15 protein-coding genes are annotated in these 16780 nt (G+C 41.4%); 7 read left to right on the top strand and 8 right to left on the bottom strand.

Going from position 1 to position 16780, the window contains the following annotated elements; all coding sequences use genetic code 11:
- Positions 1-124: 124 nt before the first annotated feature.
- The gene (locus AC1TO9_RS15795) at positions 125-970 is read left to right on the top strand and encodes an AraC family transcriptional regulator (RefSeq protein ID WP_482056391.1); all 846 of its coding nucleotides are present in this window, start codon (positions 125-127) and stop codon (positions 968-970) included.
- A 182-nt stretch (positions 971-1152) separates the two neighbouring features.
- Positions 1153-2688, top strand: coding sequence for a glycoside hydrolase family 43 protein (locus AC1TO9_RS15790; RefSeq protein ID WP_482056392.1), 1536 nt, complete (start codon positions 1153-1155; stop codon positions 2686-2688).
- 47 nt (positions 2689-2735) lie between these two features.
- Here AC1TO9_RS15790 and AC1TO9_RS15785 read toward each other — a convergent pair whose 3' ends face one another.
- On the bottom strand, positions 2736-3506 hold the full coding sequence (locus AC1TO9_RS15785; protein WP_482059802.1) for a helix-turn-helix domain-containing protein: 771 nt from the start codon (positions 3504-3506) through the stop codon (positions 2736-2738).
- A gap of 355 nt (positions 3507-3861) precedes the next feature.
- Complete coding sequence (locus tag AC1TO9_RS15780) at positions 3862-5013, bottom strand: stalk domain-containing protein (RefSeq protein ID WP_482059801.1); 1152 nt, start codon at positions 5011-5013, stop codon at positions 3862-3864.
- Positions 5014-5489: 476 nt separating this feature from the next.
- Here AC1TO9_RS15780 and AC1TO9_RS15775 point away from each other — a divergent pair, with 476 nt between their 5' ends.
- Positions 5490-5894 carry a TOTE conflict system archaeo-eukaryotic primase domain-containing protein gene (locus tag AC1TO9_RS15775; RefSeq protein ID WP_482059877.1) on the top strand — a complete coding sequence of 135 codons (405 nt, stop codon included), beginning with the start codon at positions 5490-5492 and terminating at the stop codon, positions 5892-5894.
- A gap of 49 nt (positions 5895-5943) precedes the next feature.
- Entirely contained in the window at positions 5944-6114 is a 171-nt protein-coding gene (locus AC1TO9_RS15770; RefSeq protein WP_482059800.1) for a hypothetical protein, read from the top strand.
- A gap of 13 nt (positions 6115-6127) precedes the next feature.
- On the opposite strand, the gene AC1TO9_RS15765 is transcribed toward AC1TO9_RS15770, so the two are convergent.
- Both AC1TO9_RS15765 and AC1TO9_RS15760 read right to left on the bottom strand, forming a co-directional pair.
- On the bottom strand, positions 6128-6544 hold the full coding sequence (locus tag AC1TO9_RS15765; protein WP_482059799.1) for an LSm family protein: 417 nt from the start codon (positions 6542-6544) through the stop codon (positions 6128-6130).
- Positions 6545-6819: 275 nt separating this feature from the next.
- Positions 6820-10776: a glycoside hydrolase family 10 protein gene (locus AC1TO9_RS15760; protein WP_482059798.1), complete on the bottom strand. Its 3957-nt coding sequence runs from the start codon at positions 10774-10776 to the stop codon at positions 6820-6822.
- A gap of 409 nt (positions 10777-11185) precedes the next feature.
- Here AC1TO9_RS15760 and AC1TO9_RS15755 point away from each other — a divergent pair, with 409 nt between their 5' ends.
- Both AC1TO9_RS15755 and AC1TO9_RS15750 read left to right on the top strand, forming a co-directional pair.
- Positions 11186-12334: a family 8 glycosyl hydrolase gene (locus AC1TO9_RS15755; protein WP_482059797.1), complete on the top strand. Its 1149-nt coding sequence runs from the start codon at positions 11186-11188 to the stop codon at positions 12332-12334.
- A gap of 66 nt (positions 12335-12400) precedes the next feature.
- Positions 12401-12553: a hypothetical protein gene (locus AC1TO9_RS15750; RefSeq protein WP_482059796.1), complete on the top strand. Its 153-nt coding sequence runs from the start codon at positions 12401-12403 to the stop codon at positions 12551-12553.
- 10 nt (positions 12554-12563) lie between these two features.
- On the opposite strand, the gene AC1TO9_RS15745 is transcribed toward AC1TO9_RS15750, so the two are convergent.
- On the bottom strand, positions 12564-13115 hold the full coding sequence (locus AC1TO9_RS15745; protein WP_482059795.1) for a helix-turn-helix domain-containing protein: 552 nt from the start codon (positions 13113-13115) through the stop codon (positions 12564-12566).
- Between the two features lie 211 nt (positions 13116-13326).
- Between AC1TO9_RS15745 and AC1TO9_RS15740 the strand changes: the two genes are divergently transcribed.
- Positions 13327-13476 carry a DoxX family membrane protein gene (locus tag AC1TO9_RS15740; protein WP_482059794.1) on the top strand — a complete coding sequence of 50 codons (150 nt, stop codon included), beginning with the start codon at positions 13327-13329 and terminating at the stop codon, positions 13474-13476.
- A 181-nt stretch (positions 13477-13657) separates the two neighbouring features.
- Here the strand turns inward: AC1TO9_RS15740 and AC1TO9_RS15735 are convergent, their stop codons facing one another.
- Genes AC1TO9_RS15735 through AC1TO9_RS15725 form a run of 3 tightly spaced genes read right to left on the bottom strand, consistent with a single transcriptional unit; the run spans position 13658 to position 16515 of the window.
- Entirely contained in the window at positions 13658-14518 is an 861-nt protein-coding gene (locus AC1TO9_RS15735) for a sugar phosphate isomerase/epimerase family protein (RefSeq protein WP_482059793.1), read from the bottom strand.
- Between the two features lie 37 nt (positions 14519-14555).
- Positions 14556-15434, bottom strand: a complete 879-nt coding sequence (locus tag AC1TO9_RS15730; RefSeq protein WP_482059792.1) for a sugar phosphate isomerase/epimerase family protein — start codon at positions 15432-15434, stop codon at positions 14556-14558.
- A gap of 22 nt (positions 15435-15456) precedes the next feature.
- On the bottom strand, positions 15457-16515 hold the full coding sequence (locus AC1TO9_RS15725; RefSeq protein WP_482059791.1) for a Gfo/Idh/MocA family protein: 1059 nt from the start codon (positions 16513-16515) through the stop codon (positions 15457-15459).
- Between the last annotated feature and the right edge of the window lie 265 nt (positions 16516-16780).

The raw sequence follows: 16780 nt of genomic DNA, 5'->3' as shown, positions 1-16780 counted from the left end.
TTTATAATTTAATATTGGGCTTCTTTCTATCCAAGTACCTATTAATCATGGATTTATAGATATCCCTTTGATAGAATGAGTCTGTTCGAAGTGTGAAAAAGTCAAAGGCGAAGGAATGAGTCTAATGATCTTTTACCAATTTAAAGTGGATAAGCCGATCGTACTGGACATGACGGGTAAATTTGTTTCGCCTTTCCCTGAATGGACACATATGAACCGGATTCTACTGGATTATGAGCTATTTATACAAACACGAGGTACATTGTATCTATCCAACGGCAAAGAACACTTTACATTGAAGGAAGGGGAGTTTTTGCTCATGCCTCCTCGTACCCAACAATATGGTTTTCAAGAATCTGATTGCAGCTTCTATTGGTTACATTTCACTACGCAAGATTTTGAAAGTTTTGTAGATACCGCTTATGAGCATGTTTATAAGCCTGAAGTCATAGTCATTCCACAAACAGGTGTACTTCGTAGCCCTGAGAAACTCATTGTGATGCTGAAGCAATTGCAGGATTCCATACGCAGCTATAGCGAGGAGACTTTAAACAATTATTTAACGACAAGTATTCTATGTGAGATTTACAATCAAACATTCGTTCTCCACAATCAATCCAAAAAGAAAATGAATCAGCAACTATTCAATGATATCGTGGATTATATCAAGTGGCATCGTCATGAGAATTTAAAAGTGTATCAACTTGCTAAGTATTTCGGATATAACGCGAAACATCTCTCCAGCTTATTTTCTTCGATGGCTGGAATCTCATTAAAACAATTTATGATACAGGAGAAGATGGAGGTAGCGAAATTTTTGCTGACAGATACGAATCAAAAAATCATTGAGATTTCTGTCCAGCTTGCTTTTCCAGACAGCCAATCCTTCACAAAAGCTTTCAAGAAAAGCATGGGTATTACTCCTACGGATTACAGAAATGCTTATGCCAACAGGTTGCTTAATTTCTAAACAAAAGGACCTTGCCTCATATCCATAACTAGGCAGGTATATGTACCGCTTTTCAACGGGTTGTTGTTCATATGATCAAACGATATAGTTTTATATGAATGATCGTAACACGCCAAAGGAATCATTTTGGAATGTGGTTAATCTTGCTAAATGAATCTATATCGTAAGGGAGGGATAGTAAGATGGGTAACGGGTTAATTACTAATCCAATCATCTGGGCGGACGTACCAGATCCAGATATTATCCGAGTCGGTCATCATTATTATATGGTTAGTACAAGTATGCATGTTATGCCTGGTTGTCCTATTATGAAATCCCAAGATTTGTTGAACTGGGAGATCGTTAATTACGTCTATGACAGCTTCGAGAATAATGATGCTCATAATATGGTTGATGGGAAAAACATCTATGGTCAAGGCTCTTGGGCAGCTAGTTTGCGTGAACATAATGGCCTGTTTTATGTATGTTTTTCAAGCAATGACATGCATCAGTTTTATATGTACACAACCAATGATATTGAAAATGGAACTTGGCAACGCTCTGTAATCAATGGCTTAATCCATGATCCAAGCTTACTATTTGACGAAGATAGAGTATTTGTTATATATGGAAATGGCGGTATTTATATTACCGAGTTGACAGCAGATGCAACAGCAATCAAAGAGGGCGGAATCGCTCAGCTATTATTAGAAACTGAAAGTGAAGGTATTGGTCTACGTTGTGAAGGATGTCATGCGTATAGAATAGATGGAATGTACTATCTGTTTTTTATCGAATGGCCGACAGTAGGCAATAAGCGTCGCAGACAAGTATGCTATCGTTCCTCTAAGCTTCTAGGACCTTATGAACGGAAAATTATTTTGGATGATGATATGGGCTATAGAAATAAAGGAATTGCCCAAGGAGGTATTATTGAAACACAAGATCATCAGTGGTATACGCTATTATTTCAGGATCATGATGCAGTTGGACGAATACCGGTCGTACAGCCTATTGAATGGCTTGATGGCTGGCCGATCATCGGTATAGATGGAAAGGCTTCAGAAAAGTTTGCAACAGATTTTCCTTACACACCTAGTAAACCAATTGTAATGAGTGACGAGTTCGATTATGAAGACAATCAATTGGCTTTGAATTGGCAATGGAATCATAATCCGAACGACCAGCTATGGTCCGTGACGAAGCGAGACAGTCATCTACGATTAACGACTGGCAATGTTGTAGATAGTGTACTTAAAGCACGCAACACGCTGACTCAACGTACGGAAGGCCCAGCATGTGTAGCAACGATTGTAATGGATATTTCCAATATGAAGTATGGTGATTATGCTGGATTGATTGCCTTGCAGAATCTATTTGGTACTGTTGGTGTTAAAGTAGAGAGCAATGGCGATAAAGTTGTCGTGATGAGCGTGAACGATGGTGAGGGCATGGAAGCGGTAGTTGAATCTGTTCCATATAACCATAGTATCATCTATTTCAAAATTGAATTTAATTTTGAAAACAGTATAGATATTGCAACATGTTATTACGCTTCAGAAGATGGGCAATGGATCGAAATAGGACGTCCTTTAGAAATGAAATATACGTTGGATCATTTTATGGGGTATCGAATCGGACTATTTAATTATGCAAGTTTAGAGACTGGCGGCTACGTTGATATTGATTATTTCCACTTTACGAAGCTAGTTAATGGAACATATAAAATGATGAAATAGCAACAAAAAAACACCAGGTAGCTGGTGTTTTTTTGTTGCTGGGTTATTCAATTGGCTTGAGAAAAATCATATTTCTTGCGGTACTCATTGGAGCTTAAACCAGTATATTGTTTGAACTTTTTGTAAAACCAGTCAATTTCGGTATAGCCTACCTCATTAGCAATTTCATATATTTTCATATCGGTTTTTTTAAGTAATAGTTTTGCTTTTTCCATTCTTTGTTGAAGTAAATAATCATTGAAAGACATGTTCTCATGCAATCTGAACTTCTGACCTAAATAGGCACAGTTAAAATGCAAGATGCTCGAAATTTTTTTCAATGTTACATTTTGATGCATATCATCCTGTACATATTTTTTAATGGTTTCGATAATCGAGATGGTGGATCTATTTTTCTTTATAGGCATTGTAGAATAGGAGAAATTATTTGGTTCATATGACAACTGATGAGTAAGCGCTTTCTTAATTGCTGACAAACTTGTTTTTAGGGCGCACTCTCGCAATGGATTGGTTAAATAATCATTGACCTGATACGTTAATGCTTTTCTAGCAAGTTGGAAGTCATCTTTTCCACCTAAAAGAATGATCGGAATACGACTTTGATTACGGATTTTTTTGCAAAGTAATATTCCGCTTGAATTGTAGCCTTTAATGTTTATAACAATAAGCGAGAACTGCTGTTTCTCAATTAATTGAGTAACATGATGGAATTGTGTAGTACTAGCAGTAACTTTAAAATGAGTATCTAATCGCTGAATTAGATTAGTTGTTTGATGGAGTGAGATTTGGTTTGAATCAACAAGCAGCACATTATACATGGAAAAATCCCCCTTAGCAGTATAAGCTATGTTGAATAATAATTGTATACGCTTTAATTATGGGAAATAACAGGATTATTAACAATGTGCAAATCTTTGCTCTTGTTGCATTTGTTTACTAGTTGGAAAGAATAATCGGAATACGAGGGGCGTTCTATTTAAAGGGGATAATACCAAGAGGTCAGGTCTTCAGGGTCCTTCTGAATCATAATAAAGCTATATCCGTTCAACTGCAGGAAGACCACGAGAGCAACAAATGATGGATCGCATTAGTTTTGAAGTAAGGCTTGGACAAGCCCCTTAACCGAATGTAGAAACATCGACAATTAAGGGGCTCTTTTTTGATTGTTATTATTTACTCAGCGCTAAGGTATTTCTTGTATTCCGAAACGAGTGTTTCTTCGGATTTGCCATAAGCATTCTTGAAGGCGGTGGAAGGCAGAGATCCTTTCGCTATTTCATTATAGAGATTCAAGTATTGATCATGACTGTAGTTTTGTTCTAAGAAGAACACCATGCTCTCAAAAGCAAAGTATTCATTTGGATAGGCATTTAAGTCGGCAAATGACTGGATGTTACTCCAATTGATCGGTGCCCATCCTGATGCGCTATTACGTGTCTGTAGTTCTTTCTTATAAAATGCAAGATCACGCTTGTCACCTGCTGGATCGGAGTGGGAACCATACTGAGAGTATCCAAGCACTTTCTTAGCAAGGTAGTCGGCTTGTCCTTCAAGTAGCCAGTTTAATCTGCCACTTAGCGTTGACCCAAGCTTGTGAATATCCCATTTCTGATGTTGGTAAGCATGAGCCAATTCATGAGCAAAGACGAATCGGACTGCATCATCTCCAGCCATATTATATGATTCTTCTGCCGCAAGTTTAATGGCATTATGCTGCTCGTTATAGAATGCCCCGGCGTCGATTTTGAAGATACCGTCCCCGTCATGTATCCATATTTCTACTTTCTTCGTTAGCGTGTTAGCACCGAAGAACTTCTCGTGTGCCTTCAAAATATCTTCAGCTTCTGTGTAAAGATAGTGAAACTTCTCATCGGCTTTCGATGTGAAATGTAGTGTCAAGTTTTTCGTTTCATACGTGACCCATCCGTCATGTGACGATGACGATCCTTGATCTTTCAGTCTTTTTTCCAGTTCAGCGATTCTTTGCTCAGCTTCTTTTAAACGCTCAGCATCAGTCACGTTACCGCCAGTTTCTGCCCCAAATTTCTTCGGAGTCATTGAAATGGTGTGTGTGTCGCCATTCCACTTTACATCTTGGTTCAAGTTGTCCGCTACAAATCGAAGTGGAACGTAAGTCGTTCCTTTGTAAATGAACCCCTTGTTATCCTCAGCAGCTTTCTTTTCAACGCCATTGAAGAAGTACTTTAAGTTATAAAAGTTCACGTCAATACTGGTAGAAGAGGCAGCGTATGCTACTCCTGAGAAGATTGTTGTTAAAAGTATGATGGCAAGTGTGATGCGTGTTAAAGCTTTGTGCTTTAGCATGGGTGCGTTCCTCCAAGTTGGAATATAATCTCTATATTCTACAATTTGCTATATGTTAATTCAAGTTGCGTATCCACCATGTCTTTAATGCTATGACTTGAGTCTTTTAAATCATCTTCTGTGCACATAAATTGTAGGTTAACTTTATCGCAAAATTCGGGTAAGGATAATAAATCGTTAAATGAAAGAGAACAATGCACCAAAGCGAAGAATGGGAAATAGTTAGGGATAAGTTACATATTATACAAGCTTGCTGAGAATAGATGAATATAATTCTGACGATGGAAGAAGTTGTGGCTGCACATTATTTCATGATGAGGAGAATACACGATGAGAGCAATATTAGTTGGTCTAGGACGTGCAGGAACGGTTCCCAGAGGAATGGGTTGTTTTAGAGGTTACCGAGGGAACGCTATGTTGGAGTTCGTGGGCGAAGATGAAAATAACTGAAGAATACGGATTGCCCAGTTTGAGAAATAACTGTATGCAATGAGAAGAGATATAAAGTAGAGAGTGAAGTCTTACTAGATCAGCAAGGTAAATCCGGCTATTCTCCAGTTTGCGGCAATGAGTGGACTTCAGTCTGTCAGAAGCCGAAAGTGAAGTGGTCGGTGTGCAAGCATCAGGCTTTTCTCACCATAACGGATGAAGTAATCTTTAACCACTTGGATGCACGTGAGAACAGAACGATTGGAGTTTATCCGATGATGCAGGATGAGACCTGTTGGTTTCTTGCGATGTACTTCGATAAGGAAAATTGGCAGGAAGACGCGAAAGCGGTTATGCAAGTGTGCAATGAGAATGATTTTCCGGCAGCTTTGGAAAGGTCTCGGTCAGGGAATGGTGAGAATAGAATAGATGCTGAAAGTACATCTAATTAGCAGGAAAGGTAGGGGAAAGGAGAATTAGTTGTCAAAACTACACTTAAAAATGGTGATAACGCTGAAAAGTAGAATTTCCAGTAATTTAGATGTAGCCCGTGCAACTAAAGTTAGCAGCAAAGGGAATGTGCTGAATTTAGATGTACTTAATGCATCTGCATGCCTAGTGAATGGTGAAGGCGATAATTGGGGTCGTAGCTCCTACCTGTTAGCGATATAATATATTACTACGGTTACGCCATTAAACCTTTGATTCCCCCAATAAGAGGAATAATAGATTTAATTGTACTGTAGCCCATTCGCATAACTGGCCAAGTTTTCTGTATCATTCCTATGAAGCCGAGTCCTCCCAAACCTGTAGCCCCGGCACTTGTAGCGCCCGTAGCATTCGTACCTCCTGTAGCTCCACCCCCAAAGTTTCCTAATAATAAACCAAGTAATGGGAGTAATCCAGATACGGTCGCTTTTCGCGAACGAGAGGGAGGCTTTCTTTTAGATTTTCTATTTCTTCGTTGTGTGGAAAGGATTAAACCGTCCTTCTCAAGTCCGGTTATCCATCCTACATATGAACGTCCATCATGTAAAGTAACACGCACAGGTCGGCCCGTTAGCTTTTTTGCCCGCTTGCGGACTTTTGTTGATTTTGCCATTCTCGGATCACCTCGTTGTTCTACTTACTCTATATTACTCAGTTCATTATGTGCTGCCTGTGCGGTTGACCAAAAATGTGAAAAGCCCTTTAATTTATTAGTATGTATTGGCTATATGGTGAAACAATAAAAGACTCGAAACGATAGTCTTATGACTAAAGTCTCGAGTCTTTTCATTTGTCGTCTCTAATAAACAGGTGTTATAAGACATGTTACTCTTGTGTTGTATAGGTGAGAGGACGGCAACTAAGCGTCCCTCAACGTGATGGCTAGAATTATAGGTTCCAGATACGGTATAGGATGACAGCCGCTTCTGCTCGGGTGAGCGTATCATTCGGTGCAAGCATACCGTTCTTATCATTTATAACTCCAGATTTCACTAGACCTGTAACACTGTCTTTCGCGTAACTAGAAATACTATCTGCGTCAGGATAATTGCTTAGACTTACGCTGGATTCGACTTGTTTGCTGGCAGCCTCGAGCGCACGTGCTGTCAGCACCATCATATCTTGACGGGTGATCTTGATGGTTGGATTGAAGTTATTATCTCCAGCTCCAAGGGTGATTCCCAGTTCCTTCGCGATGATTAGCTCATTATAATAATAAGCAATAGAATTGACATCGCTGAACATCGTTTCATTTTCCCCTGTACCTTGCAATTCAAGCGCTCTTACAAGGAGGGCAATATAATCTGCTCTGTTGATGGAATCTGTTGGAGAGAAACTGTTCGCAGACGTACCCTTGATGACATCACGTGCTGCCATTGCTTCAATGGATTGCTTCGCCGATGTTACGTTATTCAAGTCTCCGAAGGTCTTATCGACGTAGGACACAGCATAGGTACCGAAATGTGTAGTTTTGAATACAACTGTTCCTGTAGCCGCATCGTAACGAGAATTCGTGATCGTTGTTACCTTGCCGTTGTCAGCAATGTACCAAACCACGATCGAATTCGGATTACTGAGCTCTTCTGCTGTCGGTGTGTAAGGAATAGAGATCGTTACAGGTGCCTTAGCGTTATTCCAAGGGATGACTTTGTCACCGACTATCAGGTTCAGATCCAATACCGGACGATTTCCAATCTGATCGCGAGTAGCTGAATCCAAGTGGTCTGTAGAAGCTTGGGCTATCCGTATGGATACTTGATCTGCTTTCTCCGTCACATTGGATAGCATATTGCTTGGAATTTGAATCGTTGCATTTTCTGTTTTTAACGAAAGCACGAAGTTTTCCTGACCTTTCAAGCTTTGAGTAGGCAGTTGAACTTCATACGATTTCGTGTTTGATTGCTTAGGCACTTCGATTACGATTTGTTTCGTGCCGTTTACTAATTTAGTAGATTGCTCAAGTGCCTTCTTCAGATTACCATCAGAAATTGTAGCTATTACCCTACCGCCCACGTTCGTCACTTCAGGCTTAATGGTAACAATGCCGTCTTTGTGCTCAACGTTTCCAGGCAATGGCACGGTACCGCCGGGGCCAGGGCTGGGGCCAGGGCTGGGGCTAGGACTGGGGCTAGGACTAGGGCTACTGCCGCCGCCATTACCGATTAAGGTAAGCACACCATACACGGATGTGTCCATATATCCAGTGCCGGTCGTATCGTTCCATGAGGCTACACCTTGACGGGCGCCATCTTTCGCGTCATTAATTTGAACGTCAAAACCAAGTTTTATGTCTTTATTTGGAGTTATATGGTTAAATGGTATCTTCACTTCAACCGTGTAGTTTGTTCCAGAAACGATAGTCTTCGATTCGAAACCATCTGCGATGCTTGTCGGATTGAATGATGTCTCGTTGTCAAAGTTTATTCTGTACTGTCCATCGTCAGCTTGATAGAACGATGACTTCTCATTGTTCTGGTCTAAGAAAATTTCGACGGAATCCTGTTCATGTGCTTCTGTGCTTGTTTTGTCAAGTTGAGTGTCCATAACCTGAATTAACACATAGAGGTTTTTATTGTCCCAGAGAGCTTTTGCCGTTCCCTGTGCTCCTTGCCAAGCAGTTTGGAAGTGATTAATCGGTATTTCAGCAGCCTCGCTCCAGACGGCGTCTATAGTACCGTCGATTACAGGTGTAGCAAAGCTAGCGGTTGATTGTTTGGCTTCTACCGACTCCATATCATGCTCTGCCATAAATTTAACCGGATTAATTACCCCGTAATAAGCTGGTTTAGCTTGAAGGTCCTTATCAAACAACAATGGATTGTTTTCGGCTCTCCAGCTCGTAGCATCATTCACTCCCCAAAATGTCACACGTGCGATATTAGCAGCGTGCTCCTTATAGAGCTTAAACAATTGTGCGTATAAATAGCCCTGAGCATTTGCAAGTTTCTCGGAGAGCTGAGAATCGCTTCCCGCTGTAATGTCAAGCTCAGTTATACTAACTTCTACGCCCAAGGAAATAAATTTTTCCAGAGATAATCTAACATTATCTGGATTCGTGTTTACATTATAGTGCGCCTGCATACCGACGCCATCGATAAGGAGTTTACCCCCATTGGCTACTGCATATCTATCATTGATTTCTTTAACCATGCTGTATATGGCTTGGGCCTTATTCTGATTATCATCGTTATAATCGTTGTAATAAAGCTTGATATCCCAGCCTTTCTCATCCAACACTTCTCTTGCCGCTAAGAACGACTGTTCTACGTAGTCTGATCCAATAGCAGTAGCCCAAGGGGATTGGCGTAGCGCCCCTTTCCAATCCGTCGGGTTAGAAGGGTTATCGTTCATTGCTTCGTTGACTACGTCCCAGGAAATCACCTTGTCGGCATAGTGTTCCATCACCTTTTTGATATGAGTTCTCAGATTGGCGAGTGCCTCAGCTCGTTCCATGGAAGTTCCATCTGCTGTCGTATTCAGCCACGTTGGTGACTGCTGATGCCATACTAGTACGTGTCCATGTACCTGTAGACCCTCAGCTAGTGCTTTATTGACAAGTGCATCCGCACTTTCAGGAGTAAATGTCTTATCTTCAGAATACATCTGATCTGGTTTCATTGCATTTTCTGCTGTAACAACATTGTGATGCATCTTGAGAAGCTCAAGTCTGATACCTTCCAGATCTGCAGAAGATACCGCGTTTCCGATTAGGAAGTCGTCTTGATAAGCATCATTTATTGGAGTTAGGTCTTTCTCAATAGCGATCGGACCGGAGCCTGTTTTCACAAAGCTGATATCATCGATATAGAAAGATGCAGTTTTGTTATTAGAACTTTCTACATAGATGGTCAAATATTCTTCAGGTACACTAGTATAACGGTAGGTTCCTACAAACTGGACCCAGCCGTCTGTGGTTGTGATTGTTTGTTGCATAAGATTATTATAACTTGCGCTTGTATTACCAACCTGAGTTGATAGCTGGAGCGATGTACTACTTGAATCAATAAGTTTGATCCAAGCCGAAATTGTATATTCGGAGCCCTTGTCAACATACTCCTGAACATGCAATGACGGTCCATGCCAAGTATCTTCTCTACCTTCTACTTTCAAAGAGTATGAACCGTCGGCAGTATGATTTTCTTCATTGGTAACAGTCAGGGTTTCAGTACCTTTTCTACCTACAATGCCACCTGTTTTTTGATCTTCAAAGGTAATGGTAGAAAATTCTCTTGCCGGATCTCTATCGTCCTCGACCGGTGGTGTCTGACCGCCTGAAGTCACCTTCTCAGTGATTAGTACATCTCCAATGTAGAACGGGACAGTTGCCCCATCATCATTGGATTGAACGCGTAGTTTCGTATCTTTGCTAGTATCAACGGTAAATTCTTTAGTCAAAGTGATCGCTTTACCTGCTTCATAATTTATGCTTGCCAACCAACCATAGCTGATATTTGCCGTTTGAAGGTTCGCTTGTGCATCTGCGGGCACTACCACACCTTCGTCAACATAAACGGAAACGGTAACCGTATAGGTATTGCCGTTTTTCATGTTCATATCGCTGAAATTGAAATCAGCAGCGTCATGACCTTGCGTTCTGTTGCTTACATATAAAGCCGCACCATCAGCATTGCCATCGAACTCTTTATTAGTGACCACCGTCAGGTTAGCACCACCCGATTGCTCAGCAACTCCTTGACCATTCGCAAAAGTCTCATGATAAACGACATTTTGTTCTACTGGCATATCCAGTGCTGCTGCTTGAGCCTTCAGTGAGATTATGCCTGAAGGGATAAGCAAAGCTACTGCGAGTGCGATAGAGATGATCCTTTTGAGATTGTTACTCATTTGTTGAATTCCTCCCTTTACTAAACTAGATAATATAAAGCGCTTACAACGTATTGGAGTATTTGCCCTCCCGTCGTTAACTATAGCGTATGCCTAAGAATTACTTTACTAGAAAAACTAAAGAACTTACTGTACTAATTAAAGATTTTTCTGTAATTAATTTGGGTATTCAAAGAGCATGAATAATTATCAACAGCGAATATCTTGAAATTAGAATGATGCACCACAATTTTCGCCACTTTAATGATGAGTAGTTAGTTGATTTGGGTAAATATAAGCGTGATATGTGCATAGAACCCGAAGGGATAACGTGGTATTTTGAAGGTGACTCATCTGATATACCTATCGATTAGGTAAGCTAGCGCTGTGAAAGTTACAATTAGGATCAATTTGAGGGGAAGGTTTAACTATGAGTGATCACAAAGGAACTTTTCATACGGGACAATACCGTAATTTATTGAAGGAATATGGATACGACGAACAAAAAATTAACGCGCGAGTAGAAGATACATGGTGGAAGTTGTTTGAAGGTAACGATGATACTCGCATTTATTATCACAGCGGTGAAGATATGGGCTATATGCTCGATACGGGTAATCTCGATGTCCGTAGCGAAGGCATGTCATACGGGATGATGATGGCGGTTCAGCTTGATCGCAAAGATGTATTTGATCGATTGTGGAAATGGACGATGTCTTACATGTATATGGAGTCCGGTGAGAACGCTGGTTATTTCGCCTGGTCTTGTAAGACCGACGGTTCGCGACTGGCAAATGGGCCGGCCCCAGACGGTGAGGAGTTTTTTGCGATGGCGTTATTCTTCGCATCTCACCGCTGGGGAGATGGCCATGCTCCATTCAATTATGGCACTCAGGCGCGCGATTTGCTTCGCACTTGTCTCCATAAAGGTGAGGATGGTATTGGACATCCAATGTGGGATCCACACAACAAGCTGATCAAGTTCATACCGAACTGTGACTATTCCGATCCGTCCTATCATTTACCCCATTTCTATGAGTTGTTCGCACTTTGGGCTTATCCGGAGGATCGAACATTCTGGACAGAGGCGGTTGTTGCAAGCCGGGCGTACTTGAAGATCTCATGTCATCCTGTGACAGGGCTAGCGCCAGAGTATGCTTATTATGATGGTACACCGAACGATGAACGGGGTTATGGGCACTTCTTCAGTGATTCTTATCGAGTTGCCGCTAACATTGGTCTGGATTGGGAATGGTTTGGCGCGGATGAATGGACATGCGAGGCGGCCAACAAGATCCAGGCGTTTTTTGCGGATAAGTTGCCTGATGACTACCGTAGGTATACCATCGCAGGTGAGCCATTTGCAGAGAAGGCGTTGCACCCTGTCGGTTTGCTGTCTACGAATGCCATGGCATCGCTTGCCGCAACGGGACCTCATGCACGTGCGAGCGTCGATCTGTTCTGGGATACACCGGTGAGAACCGGTACTAAGAGGTATTACGACAACTGCCTCTATCTGTTTACGATGCTGGCGTTGAGTGGGAATTATCGTATATGGTTTCCGAAGTCACTTGACTAATAAAGAGCCTCGTTGCTCAACAAATTGCATTACTAGAGTCTACCAAGAATCGAATTTTGATTATTGATGACGATGTTGAATGGGCTGGAGGTTCATAAGCAAATTGTAGAGAAATCTCAACAGAAGCATTCACCGGTCATTGTAATTAGCAGCGATGGACTTCATATCCAAGCCGCACAGCAAAACACTTGCTGTACGGCTTTTTCACTATTAGTGTAAAAACTATAACTCAGATTAAATCCTGTTGCTGTTCTGTATCTGTGTACACGGTTATGAGTATGGTTGCTGGTTCATCGCCTATATTCTTCACCAAATGGGGTGTACAGGCATTCCAACTAAATGAATCACCCTCTCCCAATTCAGCGATATCTTCTCCTTGTTCAGCATAGATCTTTCCTTTGATGACAACATGTACCTCTTCTCCCTCATGCGCATGCGGAGCTTCGCCTGTCGAGGATCCAGGGGGGATTTCGACTAACATCATCCTTACGTTCTTAGTTGAGCTTAAATGCTCGACCTTCAAATCTCCAGTGCCACTTTTAGTTATTCTTCGTTCGTCTTTTCGGACAATATTCATACGATCTTCTTTTTGTAGTAGTAAATAAGCTAAAGGCACTTTCAAAGTCTTCGCAATACTTTCCAATGTGGCAATGGATGGGGATGTCTTATTGGTTTCAACTTGGCTCATGAATCCTTGGGATAATCCTGTTGCTTCGCAAATATGAGCGATAGTCAAATTTTTTCGTTTGCGGATTGTACGTATTGTAGAGCCGATATCCATTACTTTCACTCCTATAAATATTTGTAATATAGAATATATCTACATACTAACAATATTATTCTTGACATACTAGTCTAACATACGTTGAATTACTTATATAAATATTATATTCATTTTACTAATAAACATGAAGTGGAGAGATGGATATTCTAGAAATATTAGCTTTTTTAGCAGAGTAAATACAATAAAACAATAAGGGTGGAGAAAAATAATGACGAAAGAAACAATGGTGTCAACTTTAATGCGTGTCGTGTTAGGAATATTATTTCTAGCTCATGGAATAAGTAAATTGCAAATGGGTCTAGGAAATGTGCAGGGTTACTTGGAACCTACCAGATGGCTGGATATGAGTTGGATTTAGTTTTTATGCTTGTAACGATTTATTTAAGTGTTGCCAAACCTACGGCGTTGTCTATCGATCAAGCATTTCTTAAAAAACGTAGCGAATAATATAAAAATAAGAAGCCATTCAAACAAGTAGAAAAAGGGACCGTCCTATAACGCTATCGTTATTAGGACGGTCCTATTCTATCAGAATGAAATTAAATCTCGTTCCAAATCCGCTTGACGTTATCAAAGGCGATCTTAGTTCCTTTGCGGCAATCTTCCATACCTTCATATTCGATAGACACATAGCCGGCATAACCGGATTGTTTCACGATACGTAAAATTTCGTACATATCGAGGTCGCCTTGACCAGCAATCGCACCTCGGAGGAAGGCTCCACCTGCGCTCTTGAACCAGCCTTCACCCGGGTTGCGGTGAGAAGGACGGACATAGAAATCTTTAATATGAATCATGGAGGCATATTTCATATTTTTCTGCACGGCTGATAACGGGTCTTCATCCACACATAGAAAGTTACCGACATCAAGCGTCGTCTTGAAATTTGGACGATCTACAGCGTGAATAAGAGTCTGCACGCGATCACTCGCCTGAACGTAATAGCCATGGTTTTCTACACTTGTCGTAATCCCATAGGAATTGGCGTGATCAGCGATACGCTGACAAGCACGGGTGATCATTTCTAGATCTTCATTGAATCTTGCGATGGTCGTATCATTCCGGGAAGCAACATCATGGCGCATCAGCTTGGCTCCAAGACGATTGGCACGGTCTACTTCACTAATAACATGTTGAATTTCTGCCTCATACGCTTCTTCTGTCTCTGTGATGAAGTTTGCTCCAATGGCATAATTGGAAATATCAATACCGACTTCCGCAGCTTTCTCGCGAATTTGGTCCTCTAGTTCCGGATTACTGTTGAAATTGAATCCGAGATTCGGCACAATTTCAATATGCTGAGCGCCAATGTCAGCGACCCACGCGATGACATCTTGGATGGTCATATCTCCTGCTGCCATAGCCTGATATAAACTGTAAGAACTAATTCCCAACTTCATGGATTGATGCTCCTTTTTTATAATGGATGTAGTTAAATTAACCTCGGAATGCTTTGATAAAACTAACAGCTTTCCGGATATCTTCCTCCGGATTTGTTCCTACTTCGCGTTCAATCGTTAAATAACCGTTATATCCAATTTCCTTAAGGGCTGCGAAATAGGCTGGGAAGTCAACCTTACCTTCACCGAGCGGAACCTCCTCAAAGGCTGCGCCAGATGCTGCCATCTCAGCGATTTTGGCATGATCCATCGCGCCATATCCGAGATAACCATATACATCCCTCGGATCAACAGGGCGTAGACGCTTACCGTCTTTGACGTGCGTATGGACAAGGTAATCTTTTAGTATTTTGACGCCTTCGACGGGGTCATCTCCAGTAACCATAACCATATTGGCCGGATCGAAGTTGACGGAAACTCCATCGGTGCTCAAAGTATCGAGAAAACTCTTCAGATGGGCTGCTGGCTCTGGGCCAGTCTCAATAGCGAAGTATGCATTCAGACTCTTCGCATATACACCGAGCTCATTGCATGCCCGCTGCATTGCGTCATAGATTCGACTATTTTGATTCTCTGGGACAATACCGATATGGGTCGTTACGACGGAACTGCCGAGTTCCACAGCCAAATCAAGGATTCGTTTGGATTTCTCAACTTTGTCAGGATTCGCCTCAGCATCTTGGAAGCCATGACCAGCTAAATCACCGCATAACGCCGAAATTTCAAGTCCCAATCCGTCGATATAACTACGAAGTTCTTTACGTTTGGCACCGATTAGTATAGCTGGGTCCATTTCACCAGATACAGCATATATTTGTACGCCATCCGCACCCACGTCTTTTGCCTTCTTCAGACCTTCCCGAACGCTTACACCAAAACTATCTACAATAACACCAATTTTGTTATTCAGTTTCATTTTATTATGTCCTCCGTCATCGTTAGAATTGAATTTCTCGTCCCTCAGCAGCAGATTGATAAATAGCATTTAGTATTTTAATCATTTCGACACCGTCTTCCACAGGACTATTCGTTTCGATAATACCCTGGCAACTGTCTACGAAATGATTGATCTCATTCTGGAAGCTTCCACTGAAATCGAAAGCAGGTTGGGTGATCTGCGGTTCGATATTGATCATTGTATTATGTTGTTCGGTGACGATGGACAATGTCGGTTCGATTTCCGCACCGCCCTTGGTGCCATACAGATTGATTTGAGCCGAGTCTTGTTTGGCATGGAGTGTGAAACTGACATCGACCAATAGCGAAGCTCCATTCTCGAAACGGATCAGTGCATTTGCCATGTCCTCTACATCGTTATGTGATGCATCATAATCGGCTGCTTTATAGAAGTCATAATTCTCTACATGGGAGCGATTGCCGAGTTTAGAGTAAGTGTTACCACTGACTGATTTCACCTTAGGTCTACCCATCAAGTACCAGCATAGATCAATTGCGTGTACGCCGATGTCTATAAGTGGTCCCCCACCGGAACGCTCCTTATCAGAGAACCAGCCACCTGGATTGCCAATACGGCGAATCATGCTAGCTTTGGCAAAGTATAGTTCACCGAGATCACCAGCATCAATAAACTTCTTTAACACGGAAATATTAGAAGCGTGACGACGAACAAAACCGACCTGAAGTATTTTACCGGTTCTGCGTACAGCCTCTTCAACCTTTAAGGCTTCTTCCACCGTCTTACATAGCGGCTTCTCACATAATACGTTCTTATCAGCTTCGAGAGCAGCGATACTGATCTCGGCATGCGAATTGTTCCAGGTACAGATGCTGACAGCTTGCACTTCAGCGTTAGCAAGCAGTTCACGATAATCGGTATATACATGAGGAATATTATATTTCTTCGCAGATTCAAGGGCTCTCTCTTCATTTAAATCACAAATGGCCCATAGTTGTACTTTCGGATTGGCTTGATAAGCTTGCAGATGGGATTCAGAGATGGATCCATTACCAATTAGACCTATTTTTATCGTTGTCATTGCGTACGCTTACATCCTTTCAAATGTCATGTATATTTAGCGTGACTAACTCAGAATACAATACATGAACATGCTTTATTTGTTTAATTAATGCTAAATATAGCATAGCTCTCTAACAGATAGAATGTGTAGGGTATCAAAATACATGGACTATATGATCAGTATATCTCTCAAATAATGTGTAACAGGAGGATCACTTTGGGGGACTGTCTACTCTAACCTTTATGATAATTAAAAGTCTATCTATTTTTGCAGAGAGTGGCGA

The organism is Paenibacillus sp. Y916 (assembly GCF_056786435.1).
The sequence above is the reverse complement of the archived record's forward strand: the minus strand, read 5'-3'. Positions and strand labels throughout refer to the sequence as shown.